The sequence below is a fragment of the Xanthomonas sp. Leaf148 genome (assembly GCF_001423585.1).
In the GTDB taxonomy this organism is placed as follows: domain Bacteria; phylum Pseudomonadota; class Gammaproteobacteria; order Xanthomonadales; family Xanthomonadaceae; genus Xanthomonas.
In genome coordinates, this window is the sequence record NZ_LMOP01000008.1 from 771,856 (window position 1) to 787,946 (window position 16,091).

Annotated in this window: 9 protein-coding genes; 3 read left to right on the plus strand and 6 right to left on the minus strand. The window is 63.3% G+C overall.

The window, feature by feature from the left end:
• Nucleotides 1-662: 662 nt before the first annotated feature.
• Nucleotides 663-1,796, plus strand: a complete 1,134-nt coding sequence (locus ASF90_RS08045) for a pectate lyase (protein WP_055848193.1) — start codon at nt 663-665, stop codon at nt 1,794-1,796.
• 242 nt (nt 1,797-2,038) lie between these two features.
• The gene (locus ASF90_RS08050; RefSeq protein WP_055848197.1) at nt 2,039-3,181 is read left to right on the plus strand and encodes a pectate lyase; all 1,143 of its coding nucleotides are present in this window, start codon (nt 2,039-2,041) and stop codon (nt 3,179-3,181) included.
• Nucleotides 3,182-3,482: 301 nt separating this feature from the next.
• Here the strand turns inward: ASF90_RS08050 and ASF90_RS08055 are convergent, their stop codons facing one another.
• Nucleotides 3,483-5,456, minus strand: a complete 1,974-nt coding sequence (locus tag ASF90_RS08055; RefSeq protein ID WP_055848200.1) for a transglycosylase SLT domain-containing protein — start codon at nt 5,454-5,456, stop codon at nt 3,483-3,485.
• Nucleotides 5,457-5,727: 271 nt separating this feature from the next.
• On the opposite strand from ASF90_RS08055, the gene ASF90_RS08060 reads away from it, so the two are divergent.
• Nucleotides 5,728-8,607 carry a TonB-dependent receptor gene (locus ASF90_RS08060; RefSeq protein ID WP_055848204.1) on the plus strand — a complete coding sequence of 960 codons (2,880 nt, stop codon included), beginning with the start codon at nt 5,728-5,730 and terminating at the stop codon, nt 8,605-8,607.
• Nucleotides 8,608-8,811: 204 nt separating this feature from the next.
• On the opposite strand, the gene ASF90_RS08065 is transcribed toward ASF90_RS08060, so the two are convergent.
• The 5 genes from ASF90_RS08065 to betT form a co-directional block, all read right to left on the minus strand.
• Entirely contained in the window at nt 8,812-10,014 is a 1,203-nt protein-coding gene (locus ASF90_RS08065) for an FAD-dependent monooxygenase (protein ID WP_055848208.1), read from the minus strand.
• Between the two features lie 58 nt (nt 10,015-10,072).
• A complete protein-coding gene (locus tag ASF90_RS08070) occupies nt 10,073-10,525 on the minus strand; it encodes a MarR family winged helix-turn-helix transcriptional regulator (RefSeq protein ID WP_055848211.1) in 453 nt (150 codons plus the stop codon).
• Between the two features lie 192 nt (nt 10,526-10,717).
• Complete coding sequence (gene betA, locus ASF90_RS08075; RefSeq protein ID WP_055850255.1) at nt 10,718-12,388, minus strand: choline dehydrogenase; 1,671 nt, start codon at nt 12,386-12,388, stop codon at nt 10,718-10,720.
• Between the two features lie 148 nt (nt 12,389-12,536).
• Entirely contained in the window at nt 12,537-14,009 is a 1,473-nt protein-coding gene (betB, locus tag ASF90_RS08080; protein ID WP_055848213.1) for a betaine-aldehyde dehydrogenase, read from the minus strand.
• 38 nt (nt 14,010-14,047) lie between these two features.
• Nucleotides 14,048-16,027 carry a choline BCCT transporter BetT gene (betT, locus tag ASF90_RS08085; protein ID WP_055848216.1) on the minus strand — a complete coding sequence of 660 codons (1,980 nt, stop codon included), beginning with the start codon at nt 16,025-16,027 and terminating at the stop codon, nt 14,048-14,050.
• Nucleotides 16,028-16,091: the final 64 nt, after the last annotated feature.

A 16,091-nucleotide genomic window follows, 5' to 3' on the forward strand; every position in this document is an offset into this window, starting at 1 on the left:
ACGCGTACGGGTTGACTGTGTGCGCAACCAGCGCCACGTGGCGTGTGCTCTTGGACACACAGTAACGCCAATAGCGCCATCGATTGACGCTTGGTCTTGGATCACGATGTCTTGCGCACGGCTCGCGTCACGCAGTGCATGTATGCAGGTGTATCGCTCAGTTGATCGCCTGCGTCATGCCTGTTCTACGTGCGCTCGGCGATTGTGCACCGCACCTCGCACGTTCGTGTCGGTTCCCGCTTGCTGGATTGCGTGCGTGCCGACGCATCAAGCGCATGTACGTCTTGCACGCGCTATCCAGTCAGCACGTTGCAATGGATGCTTTCGCTGCGAAAAAAAAACGCCCATGTGATCGCAACAGCATGGTGTGTTGAAGGCATGTCCAACTGCAATGCGACTTGCAGAATGCTGCGCTGCAGTGTCCCTGGCGCTGTCTCTGCGTGTCTTGATTACAGCGTTTTGTCTTCTCTTTGGTGTCCCGCAACCGTTTGCGTGACTGCGCGTGCACATCGAGGCATTGCTTAGATACAAGCGATTGCGATGCTCCTAGTATCCGTGTCGCGGAGCTGAAAATTACAGAGATGAAAAGTACGTTCCGCAGTCGATAGACGAGGAATGTGCCGCCGCGCGGCGCATCGAACCCATTCGAGGGAGACATCAAGATGAAGCCGAAATTTTCGACGGCGGCCGCCGCGTCGCTGTTTGTCGGGTCGTTGCTGCTCACCGGCGTTGCAAGCGCCGATCCTGCGCTGGAAGCAGCGACCACCGGGTGGGCGACGCAGAACGGCGGTACCAAGGGCGGCTCGAAAGCTGCCGCCGCCAATATCTACACCGTCAAGAATGCTGCGGAGTTGAAGAATGCGTTGAAGGCCAGCGTGGGCAGCAACGGACGCATCATCAAGATCAGCGGCATCATCGATATCAGCGAAGGCAAGCCTTACACCAAGACCTCGGACATGAAGGCGCGCGCGCGTCTGGATATCCCGACCAAGACCACGCTGATCGGCATCACCAGCAATGCCGAAATCCGCGAAGGCTACATGTACGTCAAGGCCAACGACGTCATCATCCGCAACCTCACCATCGAAAATCCATGGGACCCGGAGCCGGTCTGGGATCCGGATGACGGCAGCGCCGGCAACTGGAATGCCGAGTACGACGGCCTGACCGTGGAAGGCGCTACCAACGTATGGGTGGACCACGTGACCTTCACCGATGGTCGCCGCACCGATGATCAGAACGGCACCGGCAACGGCCGCCCCAAGCAGCATCACGACGGCGCGTTGGACATCAAGCGCGGTGCCAACTTCGTCACCGTTTCCTACTCGGCGTTCAAGTCGCACGAGAAGAATGGTCTGATCGGTTCCAGTGACAGTCATTCAAGCTTGGACAGCGGCAAGCTCAAAGTCACCATCCACAACACCCTGTTCCAGGACATTGCCGCTCGTGCACCGCGGGTGCGTTTTGGCCAGGTGCATCTGTACAACAACTACCACGTGGGCAGCACCAGCAATAAGGTCTACCCGTTCTCGCATGCGCATGGCGTGGGCAAGGAATCGAAGATCTTTTCCGAGCGCAACGTGTTCGACATCAGTGGTGTGAGCAGCTGCGACAAGATCGCTGCCGACTACGGCGGCAGCGTGTATCGCGACCAGGGCTCGCTACTCAATGGCAAGGCCTTGAGCTGCTCCTGGAACAGCAATATCGGTTGGACTCCGCCATACACCTACAGCCTGCTGTCGGCCGACAAGGTGGCTGCGGACGTCAAGGCAAAAGCCGGCGCCGGCAAGCTGTAAGCGACAGCACCTGCTGCAAAGCGTTGCCACGCGCAGTGCACGAAAACGTGCGCTGCGCGTGGCTCGCGGTCATTCCAAAAACGCAGGTGCAACATGATGAAAATGTACTTTTAAATAATGTACATAAGCATTAGCATCGGTCGGGTTCGCTAGGGGACTGGCCTGTTGGCCTGGGCGAACGCACGGGGAACACGTCGCGTAGCGGCGTGTCATGCATCACTCATTTAAGAGATTTCATCACCATGTCGAACGCATCGACTGTTGTGGGACGTACCGTTGTGGGCGTTGTATTGAGCGCCGCGTTGTTGTCGACCACCGCTTACGCAGCCGACCCTGCGCTGGAGGTTGCCACCACCGGCTGGGCCACCCAGAACGGCGGCACAAAAGGCGGTTCCAAGGCGGCGGCAGCGAATATCTATACCGTCAGCAACGCAGCACAATTGAAGGCCGCACTGAAGGCCAGCGCTGGCAGCAACGGGCGCATCATCAAGGTCAAGGGTGTCATCGACATCAGCGAAGGCAAGGCCTACACCAAGACCTCGGACATGAAGACGCGTGCGCGCCTGGATGTTCCGACCAAGACCACCTTGATCGGCGTCGGCACCAACGCGGAAATCCGCGAAGGCTATTTCTACATCAAGGCCAACGACGTCATCGTGCGCAACCTCACCATCGAAAATCCGTGGGATCCGGAACCGAAGTGGGATGCCGACGATGGCGACAACGGCAACTGGAATGCCGAGTACGACGGTTTGACCGTGGAAGGCGCCACCAATGTATGGGTGGACCACGTGACCTTCACCGATGGTCGCCGCACCGATGATCAGAACGGCACCGCCAATGGTCGCCCCAAGCAGCATCATGACGGCGCGATGGACGTCAAGAAGGGCGCGAACTTCGTGACCATCTCGTACTCGGCCTTCAAGTCGCACGAGAAGAACAGCCTGATCGGCTCCAGCGACAGCGCCTCCAGCACCGATAGCGGCAAGCTCAAGGTGACCATCCACAACACCTTGTTCGAGAACATCTCCGCGCGTGCACCGCGGGTACGTTTCGGCCAGGTGCATCTGTACAACAACTACCACGTGGGCAGCACCAGCAATAAGGTCTACCCGTTCTCGCACGCGCATGGCGTGGGTAAGGAATCGAAGATCTTCTCCGAGAACAATGCCTTCGACATCAGCGGTGTGAGTAGTTGCGACAAGATTGCCGGCGATTACAAGGGCAGCGTGTACCGCGACCAGGGGTCGTTGCTCAACGGCAAGGCGTTGAGCTGCTCCTGGAACAGCAACATCGGCTGGAAGCCGCCGTACACCTACAATCTGCTGTCTGCCAACAAGGTGGCTGCGGACGTCAAGGCCAAGGCCGGCGCAGGCAAGCTGTAACTGCCGCTGCATGCAGCGCTGCAAGGGTTGCAGCGCTGTCCGTCATCACACAACGCCCGCAGCGATGCGGGCGTTGTACGTTTGCACGATGTGCCGATCGAGGTCTGGATGCCCTCCTTAGGGATCGTCAGCGAAGCCAAGACCCGATAGCACGCTGCCGCCACGCGTCCAAAGACGGACTTGCGATGCGGCCCGCAAGCGGCCAGCGCATCGCACTTCAACTAATCCATGGCCGAGAACAGACGCAACGGCGCAGCCGCGCCCGCCGCAGCAAGCGGCGGGACGCGTCGGCAAGGTGCATTCAGTCCTGCGCTGCGTTGTTCGCGCTCTGGCCCGGCGTGCACACCGGCTTTTGACGCTTGTCCACCAGCTTGCCCATCAGTCGGTCGCTCAGCGGCAGCATGTCGCCGTTGAGGCGCCAGTCGTAGATCACGCTAAAAGCCAGGATACGCGCAACGTACTCGCGGGTTTCCTTGTAGCTGATGGTCTCGATCCAGAAGTCCGGTTCGAAGCCCGGCCGTTGCGATTGCCAGCGGCCGGTCGGGCCGGGTCCGGCGTTGTACGCGGCGATGGTGAGATACGGCAGGCCATAGGTATTGAGCAACTGGCGCAGGTACGCGGTGCCGATGGCGATGTTGGTGTCGGGCTCGTACAGACTGGCGGCACCCGCGTAGCCGGGCAGGGCGATGCCCTTGGCCACTGCCGCGCCGGTGCCGGGCAATACCTGCATCAGGCCCATCGCATTGGCCGGCGAACGTGCACGTGGATTGAAGATGCTTTCGGCGCGGATCTCTGCAGCGACCCAGGCCGGATCGATGGCGTTCTTGGCGGCCTCGCGGCGAATGCTCTCATCGTGATGCAACGGGAAACGCAGCGCATACAGCCGTTGCTCGTCCGGTTGTTTGCCGAGCGCAAACACCGCGCGGTCGAACCAGCCGTTGTCGCTGGCCACCTCCACCGCCAGGCGGCGCTGGGTGTCGTCGAAGCGGCTGGCGGCATCGTTCCACTCCGCCACCGCCCAGCCGGGGCGATCGATCTGGAACAACGCAATTGCACGGGTCAATGCCGGGTCGCGCGCCACCGCGGCCTTGGCCTGCGGGCTGTCCTTGGGCTCCCATGGGCATAGCCGATACGGCTGCTGCAGGCGGTCGGCGGCCAGGAAGCCGTGGAAGGTGGGCGACTGTGCCGCCGCGCGATACAACGGCTGTGCTGCCGCCGCCGAACCGGTCTTCTCGGTGAGGCGCGCTTCGAAATACTGCCAGCGCGAATCGGCGCGCTGGCTGGCCGGCATCTTGCGGATGGCGGCCAATGCCGCAGGCCAATCGCCACGCGACATTGCCTCGCGCGCGCGCCATTCGTGCAGGCGCTCGTCGTAGGCCGCATCGGGCACCGCGTTGAGCCTGCGCGCTGAATCCGGCAGGTAGGACGCCACCGTCCACAACGCAATCTGATACAGCACCTGCCCGCGCTGCGCGTCGCTGAAACCCAACGCGCTGGCGAGCTGCGGCAACTGTTGCTCGGCGGCATCCGGGTCGGTCTTGGCCAGCTTGGCCAGGCCATCGACGGCGATGTTGCGGCTGCGCTCGGTCTTTGGCCAACCCAGTGCACGCGGGTGGACCTTGTCGAGAAAGGCAGCGTAATCGGTGGCCAGTGCCAGATCAGCCGCCGGCAAGCCACGCGCCGCCGCACGCATCACTGCAGGCAGCTGCGCATCGGCAGCGGCTTCCACACGCTCCCAGCGCAGTGCCGGGGTGAGTTCGCCGCGCGACTCCAGCCCCGCCACCACCGGCTCGCACGCATCCGGCAACGCCTTGCCGTTGCGCCACAGGGTGAGCGCATCGCGGCTCCACTGTGCGTCCAGCTTGCCGGTGGCCTGGCGCGCGGTCAGCTGCGCGCAGCGCAGTCCTACGTTCTCGGTGCTCTTCCAGTTGGCCAGCAACGTGGTCCAGTCCTGGCGGCGCGCGACCGCCGGCAACCAGGTGCTACGGAAGCTCTCGGCCACTGGCTGGCCTGCGTAGCGCTGCAAGAATCCCTGCGCCTGCGCGTTGGAGACGTTGTCGATGTTGCGCTTGAGCGTGGCGTACTCCAGCCAGCCGTACAGCGGATGGCGGCTCAATGCCGAGAGCTGGGCGGGATCGGATTGGCCGCGCTCTGCGGCGGCGATTGCATCGCGCATGGCAGTCAATTGCGGATCCAGGCTTTGCGCATGCAGCGCAGTGCTGCCAAGGCACAACAGGCCGACGAAAACAGTGGCAAGACGCGGGAAATAAGTCATCGCGCGACTATACCGAAGCACGCCTGAGCGCTTGAGTGAATACGCATCGCGCCTGACAGCGCATGCCCTATCGATGCCGCTGTGCGTTCGTCGTCTGGACGATGCGCTTGCGCGTCTCTATCGGTATCTGCGCTCACACCATGCACTGCGACGCGCATCGCAGTGCTGCACCGCCAGATTGCGGTGCGTTAAGGTTTCGTTTACAACTTGGGCCGGACCGCAGGGCACGGGGGCGTGCGGACACTTAAAGATCCTTCTGGAGAGAGAAAGGATGAAGCGTCTGATTGGCCCGTCTCGGTCATGCCTGGCCGTGCAGTTGTCGTTGTGTCTGATTCCCACGCTGGCCTGGGCGCAACAGCCCGAGGCGACCCCCGGTACGCGCACGCTCGATAGCGTGCAAGTCACCGGCACCCGCATCAGGACTGCCGAGCTGCAAGGCCAGGTGCCGATCCAGACGCTCAACCGCGCCGACATCGAGCGCACCGGCCTGACCTCGATCGGCGAAGTGCTGCAGGAACTCACCGCGTCCGGTTCGGCGCTCAACGCCAAGTTCAATTCGTCCGGCAATTTCGGCTTTCCGCCCGACGGCGGCGGCGTGGGCGCGGGTTCGGCGCAGGTGGATCTGCGCCACCTCGGCTCCAAGCGCGTGCTGGTGCTGGTCGATGGCATCCGCTGGGTCAATGAGTCGTCCGCCTCGGGTGTGGGCTCGTCGACCGACCTCAATACCATTCCGCTGGCGATCGTCGAACGCATCGAAGTGCTCGAAGATGGCGCCTCGTCGTTATACGGTTCCGATGCGATTGCCGGCGTGGTCAACATCATCACCCGGCGCAGCTTCGACGGTGCACAGGTCACGCTCAACTACGGCCAGTACGGCAAGGGCGATGGCGCCAACCAGGGCGTGGATCTGGCCTGGGGCACCAGCGGTGAGGATTTCAGCCTGTTTTTAGGCGCCAGCTACGTCAAGCAGGACCCGATCTATGCGCGCGACCGTGCACAGGCGCGCTTCCCGATCCCGGGCACCGGCCTGACCTTCGGCAGCTCGGCCACACCGGATGGGCGCTTTCAATTCGTCGACCCCACGACCGGCGCGCGCCAGAACCTCACCCCCAATGCCGGCGTCGGCACGCCGCAATACGACGGCAGCGCGGGCTGCACGCGCAGCGACGACTACCACTGCTTCGGCACCGCAGACCGCTACAACTTCGCCGAACAGAACCTGCTGCTGACACCGTCCGAGCGCAAGGGCGTGTTTGCGCAATTCCGCTATTACTTCAACGACGACGTGCAGTGGTACGTCAAGGCGTTGGGCAATCGGCGCGAGTCGACCAACCAGGCCGCGCCGGAGCCGATCTTTCTCGGCCCCGATGCCGGCACCGGCAATCCGCTCGCCGACAACATCGTGATTTCTGGCTTGAATCCGTTCAATCCGTTCGGCTTCGATCTGAATTCGGCCACTAACCTGATCCAGATCGGCCGACGTCCGGTGGAAGGCGGGCCGCGTCGCTACGAGCAGCAGGTGGATACGCAGTACTTCGGCACCGGGTTGGTGGGCACCTTCGAAGCGGCCGCGCGCACCTGGTATTGGGACGTCAACGGCATGTACAGCAAGAACAAGGCCGAGCAGACCAACTACGGCAGCTACAACCTGTTCAACATCAATCTGGCGTTGGGCGATCCGGCCGCATGCGCGGCGGTGGCTGGCTGCGTGCCGCTGGATATCTTTAGCGGTGCGGGCAGCATCACGCCGGACATGTTGCGCTGGATCCAGCCGGTGGTGCGCGACCGCAGCCAGAACGAGTTGAGCCTGTTCACCGCCAACCTCAGCAGCGAATTGTTCCAGCTGCCGGGCGGCGCGGTGTCGTTTGCCAGCGGCTACGAATACCGCAAGTACGAGGGCTCATATCAGCCCGATCCGCTCACCGTGGCCGGCCGCTACAACGGCGTGCCGTCGTTGCCGACTTCCGGTAGCTACGACGTCAACGAGGCGTATCTCGAACTCAATATCCCGATCTTCGCCAACTCGTCGTTGGGCGACAAACTCGATCTGAATATCGCCGGGCGCTATTCGGATTACTCCACCTTCGGCGGCGAATTCACGCCCAAGTACGGCCTGCGTTGGCAGGTCACCGACGAGTTGGTGTTGCGGACCAGCTACGCCGAAGGCTTCCGTGCACCGACCATCGGCGAGCTGTTCGGTTCGGCCGCGCGCGCCGATTTGCAGTTATCCGATCCGTGCTCGATCGGCCTGGGCGGCACCGCCCCGCGCGGCAGTGCGGCCAACTGCGCCGCACTCGGCGTGCCGGGTGGTTACCAGCAGGCCAACCAGCAGATCTCGGTCACCACCGGCGGCAACGAGCAGCTGGACCCGGAGCGCTCGCGCAGCTTCAGTGCCGGCTTTGTCTTCAGCCCGGGCTTTGCCAGCAACGCCAGCTGGTCCGACCGGCTGGACATGGAAGTGACGTTCTATCGCCATCATGTCGACGGCGCGATCCAGGCCATCAATGCGCAGACGCAGCTGGATCTGTGTGTGGACACGCTGGATGCGCTGTACTGCGACGGCATCGGCCGCGCGTCCACCGGCGGCATCAATGCCTTCAACAACCGGCTGACCAATCTGGGTTCGATCAAGACCGATGGTTGGGATGTGGATCTGTTCTGGACGCTGCCGGAAAGCGCGCTTGGCCGCTTCAAGTTGTCGTGGCAAAACACCTTCGTGGGTCGTTACGAAGCGCTGGGTGCGGCTGGACAGCGGCAGCCGCAGGGGCCGGGCATCGAAGTCGTCGACAGTGCGATTCCCGAGTGGACCAGCAATGCCGTGCTGGATTGGTCGCTGGGTCACTGGACCGCATCGTGGACGGCGCGCCACATCTCCAAGCTCACCGAGCAGTGCGGCGATGCGGTGGAATTTGCGGTGTGCTCCAATCCTGCCGTGGGCACCAATCGTCTGGACGCGATCACCTATCACGATGCGCAGGTGGGGTATCGCGTCGATTGGCTCAAGGGGCTGCAACTCACGGCTGGCTTGAACAACGTGTTCGACAAGGATCCTCCGCTCTGCCTGTCGTGCTCACTCAACGGCTATGACGCGTCCACTTACGACATTCCCGGTGGGCGCTTCTGGTATGCGCGTGTGGATTTGAAGTTCTAGGGCGGCCGGACGCTGCGTGGTTCTTCAGTGAGAACCACGCAGGCTGATTGGGTGATCGCGGCGACGCAGATGAGTGGTCGTCGCACCGCGCGTGGTTATGGCAGGTGATGCGCAGGTGCCGGTTGCCGGCGTATCGCAGCGGGGCACTGCAGCGCGGGCGGGTTATCGTGCAGTCGTTGTCGTCGATTGGCGACAACGACTGTTTCAGCGCGGCTCTAGCTGCCGATAGTCTGGCAAGGCGATGCTGTTGGAATCGCGCGCAAAACTGTTGTTGATGACGCGTCGGACAAGCGGGGTGCCTGCCAAGCGCATCGCGCCGCGCAACAGCGTCAGCCCGACAGTGGAGTGCGGCCAGAGCAGGCGAGGGACGATCTTGGGAACGTTCTGCCCCTCTTTGACGAACGGGCGCATGATCCGTTCGTAGTGCGTAAACGCTTGCGTCGGTGCGCTGGCCTGGGCAAGTTCGCCCGCCAGTACATAGCTGCCCACCATCGCCAGCGTCGTGCCGATGCCCGATAGCGATGTGGGGCACCACGCGGCATCGCCGGTCAACACTACCCGGCCAGCGGACCAGCGCGGCATGCGCACCTGTCGCAGCACCTCGAAGTAGAAATCGTCGACATCCTTCATCGCCTCGAGAATGCGCGGGAATTCCCAGCCGTCGTTGGCAAATTGCGCTTGCATGTAGTGCCGTTGCCGCTCCGGGCTCCATGCGTTCTCGCCCTCGGGCCGCTTCTGCAGGCCGAGATAGGCGCCCAGCTTGCCGTCCAGGGCAGGCTTCAACGTCGCGCCGCGCCCACCCACCGTGTTGTATTGCCTGGCATAGGCACTGTCGTGCGGGAGTCGGGGGATGCTGAAGTACGCAATTGTCATGTCCATCCAGTACGGCACGTTCTCGCCGGGAAACACCAGCTCACGCGTGTGCGCACCAACGCCTTCGGCGACGATGACAGCGTCGTAACGTGCGGAGTGGCCGCTGTGGAAGGTGACGTCGACGCCGTTTGGGTCCTGGGCGAGGTCGCAAATGCTGTCGCCGAAGCGATAGGGCACGCGCTCGCGGGTGGCGTCATACAGGATGCGCGCGAGGTCGCCGCGACGGATTTCCAGATCGGCAGTGGGCCCGCCGTCGGTGTCGGACTCGTCTGCCTTGAAGCGCGCAATGACGCGATTGTTTTCGCTCACCCAATCGGTGCCGAGTTCCTTGGTGCTACGTTCGAATGCACACGCCTCCAGTCCCATGCGGCGCAGCACCTCGCGCGCATTGCCGCGCACGTCGACGTTCTGGCCGCCATTACGAAACGCCGGCGCGCGTTCGACGACGTCGACCTCGACTCCGTAAGCATCGAGCCACCATGCCGCAGTGGTCCCGGCGACGCTTGCGCCACTGATGAGAATCCGACGGGACATGGTGCCGCTCCTGCAGTGAATGTATATCACGCATGATACTTAAATATCATGCGTGATGCTATTCGCTTGCGGCGGTTTCCAGATTGCCGATCAGTCGGCCAAGCAGAACGGTCAGCAGCGCGGCTTCCTCGCTGGAAAAGCCCGAGACGCCGACGGCATTGAAGTGAAGCAGCGCGGTGCGCCCGGTGGCAGCGGCGTCTTGACCGGCATCGGTCAGCCGAACAGTGGCGGCGCGTTTGTCGCTGGACAACGCCTCGCGCGCAATCAGCGCCATCGCTTCAAGCTTGTCCAGCAGCGCCACCATCGCAGGCTGCTTCACTGCGGAGTGGCGCACCAGGTCCCGCTGCAGCATCGGGCCTTTCCACGACAGCAGCAGCAACGGCGCAATCAACGCAAGCGTCAGCCCGTGTTCGCGCAGGCGCGCGTCGACACTGCGATTGAAGACGCGCGCGGCATGGTTGGCCAGATAGCCGGGCGCGATGGCGGCTTCCGGGTGGATGTCCGAGTTCATGCTCGAAGCATATCCCACGCGTGTGGGGCGATGGCACCGCGTGACTGGGGCTGTCGCGGGGTGGGGCAGCGTGGCTTGTCCGTCATGGCAAGGCGCCTGTTTCGACGATGGCGCAATGCTTGCGATGGGCTGCGGATGCGCGATGCGTCAGAACGCACCTGTGCATCCGCAGCCTTCACTCGTGGCCGATCGTTATCGACGCACCGGCGCGTCGCCGGCGATGTAGTAATCGGCCGTGCTGCGCGCCAATGGCGCACGTCCCCGCATGCGGTCGGCGATCTTCTCGGCGATCATGATCGTGGTCGCGTTGAGGTTGCCGGTGATGATGCGCGGCATGATCGAGGCATCGATGACGCGCAGGCCTTCCATGCCATGCACGCGGCCTTGTCCATCCACCACGGCCATGTCATCGGTGCCCATCGCACACGAGCACGACGGGTGATACGCGGTCTCTGCACGTGAGCGCACGAACGCGTCCAGCTCGGCGTCGGTCTTGCAATCGGCGCTGGGGCTGATCTCGCGTCCGCGGTAAGGGTCCAGCGCGGGCTGCGCGATGATCTCGCGGGTGATGCGGATCGCATCGCGAAATTCCTGCCAGTCCTGATCGGTGGACTGGTAGTTGAAGAGGATGGACGGATGCTGGCGCGGGTCGCGCGACTTGGCGTGCACATGCCCGCGGCTGGGCGTGCGCATCGAGCCGACATGCGCCTGAAACCCATGTTCCTTCACCGCATTGCTGCCGTTGTAATTGATCGCCACCGGCAGGAAGTGGTACTGGATGTTGGGCCAGTCGAACTCATCGCGCGTGCGGATAAAGCCGCCGGCTTCGAACTGATTGCTGGCGCCGGTGCCGGTGCCGGCAAACAGCCACTCGGCGCCAATCGCGGGTTGGTTCCACCATTGCAGCGCCGGATACAACGACACCGGTTTGGTGCAGGCGTACTGGATATAGACCTCCAGATGATCCTGCAGATTCTGGCCGACGCCGGGCAGGTCGTGGACCAGCTGGACGTCGAGTGCGCGCAGCAGATCCGGTGCGCCGACGCCGGAGCGCTGCAACAGCTGCGGTGAGGCGATGGCGCCGGCACAGACCAGCACTTCGCGGCGTGCATGCGCATCGATGCCCTCGCTGCTGTTGCCGACCAGGTAATGCACGCCGATCGCGCGCTTGCCGGCAAACAGGATGCGATCGGTGGTGGCGTGGGTGACGATGTGCAGGCCATCGCGCGGCTTTGCCATGTCCAGATACCCGCGCGCCGTGCTCGCACGACGGCCCTGTGGCGTCACGGTGCGATCCATCGGACCGAAGCCTTCCTGCTGGTAGCCATTGAGATCGTCGGTACGCGGATAGCCTGCCTGCACGCCGGCATCGACCATCGCGTGGAACAGCACGTTGTTGTCGTTCTTCGGCGTGGCCACGCTGACCGGGCCTTCGCCGCCGTGATAATCGTTGGCGCCGATGTCGCGCGTCTCGGCCTTGCGGAAGTAGGGCAACACGTCGCGGTAGCTCCAGTCTTCCAGACCCGGGCGTTTGGCCCAGTGGTCGAAGTCGAGCGCGTTGCCGCGGATGTAGCACATGCCATTGATCAGCGACGAACCGCCCAGGCCTTTGCCGCGCCCGCATTCCATGCGCCGGTTGTCCATGTGCGACTCCGGCTCGGTTTCATAGGCCCAGTTGTAGCGGCGGCCCTGCAGCGGAAACGCGAGTGCGGCCGGCATCTGGGTGCGGAAATCCAGCCGATAATCCGGCCCGCCCGCTTCGAGCAAGAGCACCGTCACGCCGGGGTCTTCGGTCAGACGGGCAGCCAGCACGTTGCCTGCCGAGCCGGCGCCGATGATGATGTAGTCGTATTCGCGTTGCATGGTGGTCTCCTGATGCGTGTGCGGTGCAGCGGCAGTCAAGGCACTGCGCAGTCGTTGTTCTGTGCGCGGCAACGTGCCGGTGCACGCAGCGCGTGTGTTGGGCGCAACGCATGCATCCATCGATTGCGTGCGTTGCGGCGTGGGCCGCTTAAAACACCGATGCGTAGCGTTCCAGCTCGACCTGTATCGACTTGGTGCGCGTATACGCCTGCAGGGTCGCCAGTCCATTTTCGCGCCCCACGCCGGACTGCTTGTAACCGCCCACCGGCATGGGTGCAGGCGACTCGCCCCAGGTATTGATCCAGCAGATGCCCGCTTCTAGACGATGGATCAGCCGGTGCGCACGCGCCAGATCGGGCGTGACCACACCGGCGGCCAACCCGTACGTGGTGGCATTGGCACGGGTCACCGCTTCGTCTTCGTCGTCGTAGGTGAGCAGGCTCAGTACCGGCCCGAAGATTTCCTCGCGCACGATCGCCATCACGTCGGTGCAATCGCTGAAGATCGTCGGTGCCACGTAGTAGCCTTGCGCCAGTGCACCGTCGCGTAGCCGCTCGCCGCCGCAGAGCAGGCGCGCACCTTCGGCCTTGCCCTGGTCGATGTAGTCCAGCACGCGCTGCATGTGCGCGGCGCTGACCATCGGACCAAACGTCGTGTTCGTATCGAGCGGGTCGCCGATATGGATGCGTTGCACGCGTGCCAATAGCCGCGCTTCGAAGGCGGTACGCAGCGCACGCGGCACGAATACGCGGGTGCCGTTGGTACACACCTGCCCGGAGCTGTAGAAGTTGGCCATCATCGCGATGTCGGCGGCCAGATCCAGATCGGCATCGGCGCACACGATCAACGGCGATTTGCCGCCCAACTCCATGGTCACGTCTTTCAGTGACGAACTCGATGCGCTGGCCATTACCTTGCGCCCGGTGGCGGTGCCGCCGGTGAAGCTGATCTTTTCGATCTGCGGGTGTTCGGTGAGTGCGGTGCCCACGTTGGCGCCGTCGCCGGGCAGCACATTGAACACGCCATCGGGCAGGCCGGCTTCAGTGAAGATTTCGGCCAGCTTGAGTGCGGTAAGCGGCGTTACCTCGCTGGGTTTGAAGATCATTGCATTGCCAGCCGCCAGCGCGGGCGCGGCCTTCCACAGTGCGATCTGGATCGGGTAATTCCACGCACCGATCGCGCCGACCACGCCCAGCGGCTCATGCCGCGTGTAGAAGAAGCTGCCTTCGCGCAACGGCACCTGCACGCCTTGCAGCGCCTGCGATACGCCGGCGTAGTATTCCAGCACGTCGGCGCCGGTGACGACGTCCACGCTGCGCGTTTCGCTCAGCGGCTTGCCGGTGTTGAGCGTCTCCAGCTCGGCCAGCGCGTCGTTGCGCTCGCGCAGCAATGCCACCGCGCGCAGCAGGATGCGCGAGCGCTCCACTGTCGTCAGCGCCGCCCACACGCGTTGGCCGGCCTTGGCGCTATCGACCGCGGCGTCCAGATCGTCGGCGCCAGCGTTGTGCACATTGGCCAGCACTTCGCCGGTGGCAGGGTTGATCACTTCGAACGTGTGGCCGCCGCGGGCGGGAACATATCGGCCGCCGATGTACAGCAGCTGGTCGGGGAAACGTGGCATGACAAACCTCCTTGGGACGGTCGCCGCAGCGACGCAACTCAGCGTGTGAGGTGCAAAAACTGCAGGTGACGCTCGTATTGATCGATGATGTCGTTGATGATTTGTTCGCGGCTGTAGCCGACCAGGTCGTAGTCCTGACTGCCTTCGTACAGATAGACTTCGGCGCGGTAATAGCGCTGGTTGCGGAAACGCTGCGCCACAAACGACGGAGTGAGATATCCGCGCATCACCACCTGGTAGCGGAAGCCTTGTTGTTCTCCGTGATCGACGCTGATTTCCATGTCGCCGTCGTCGACGCGGCTGCTGACCTTCCAGCCTTCTTCCTGCAACTGTGCGGCCACCGCTTCGATCGCCGGGCGCACCTGGTCGTGCATGAAGCGGTAGACCTCATCGCGCGCCGGGAAGTGCATCGCCTGGCCCAGGCGCTGCCGCCAGCCACCGTGATGACGCGATTGCCCGATGAGCGGGCTGGGGCTGTAGAGCTGCGCACGTTTGCGCTGCGATTCTTCGCTCAGCGCGCGCGACAGACCCCAGGCCATCAGCAGCAACACCGCAGAAAACGGCAGCGATGCCAATACCACTGCCGATTTCAGCGCGTCCATGCTACCGGCCAGCAATAAACCTGCAGTGACCACGGCGGTGAGCACGCCCCAGAACACGCGCAGCCAGCGCGGGCCGTCGTCGTGCGGCTCGCCGCCGTGCGAGGACAGCGTGGACAGCACCACGGTGCCGGAGTCGGCAGAGGTGACAAAGAACACAAAGCTGATCGCCACCGTCACCGTGATTACGGTACGGCTCCACGGGTAGTTTTGCAGCAGCGAGTACAGCACCGTCTGCGGCGCATCGATGGCCTGTTGCGCCAATGCGCCCTGGCCATGGTGCAGCAACTGATCCAGCGCGCTATTGCCGAAGATCGACAACCACGCCAGGGTGAATCCCAGCGGGATCAGCAACACGCCCAGCACGAATTCACGAATGGTGCGGCCGCGCGAGATGCGCGCGATGAACAAGCCGACGAAGGGTGCCCAGCCGATCCACCACGCCCAGTAGAACACCGTCCAGTTGCCCAACCAGTCGGCACGGCCGCCATAGGCATAGACGTCGAAACTCTTGCCGACCACGCTGCCCAGGTAGTCGCCCAGGTTCTGCATCAAGGCATTGAGCAGGTATTGCGTGGGGCCGGCAAACAGCATGAACAACAGCAGCGCGATTGCCAGCAGCATGTTGATGTCCGACATCCAGCGCACGCCTTTTTCGACGCCGGACACTGCCACCACAATCGCCGCGCCCATCATCGCCACGATCAGCGCGACCTGCACCCAATGCGTGTGCGGCACATCGAACAAGGTGCTCAGCCCGGCATTGAGATGCAGCACGCCAAAGCCCATGTCTGCGCCAATGCCGAACACCGTCGCGACGATGCCCAGCGCATCCACGGTGTAGCCGATCGGCCCGTTGATGCGCTTGCCGATCAGTGGATACAGCGCCGAGCGCAATGCGAGCGGCAGGTTGTGGCGAAAGGCGAAATACGCCAGCGCCATGGCCGCCAGCGCGAACACGCCCCAGCCGTGCAGGCCCCAATGCAGAAACAGCAATTGCATGGCCTGACGTGCGGACGCTTCACCGCTGCCGGTGCCGCCTTGGGGCGGCTGCAGATAATGGGTCAGCGGTTCGGAGACGCAGAAAAAGAACAGCGTGATGCTGATACCGGCCGCGAACAACATGCCGGCCCAGGAGAGATAGCTGAATTCCGGTTCATCGTGATCGGCGCCGAGCTTGATGTTGCCGTAACTGGAGAGCGCAGTGCCCAGCACGAACACCAGATACAGCGTCATCGCCAGCAGGTAGTACCAACCGACATTGCGCGAGGCCCAGGTCTGCGCATCCAGCAGCACGCGCCCTGCGTCCAGCGGAAACAGCGCAACCAGCAAGGCGAATGTGCACACCACCGTCGCCGCCAACAAAAACACCGGCCGCAAGGTGCGCACCGGCAACGGCTGCGGTTCGACTGCACTCATACCAACGCACTCATAGGATGCGTATCACGTGACGTGCTCCCAACGAAAAACCGCCTGCGTTATC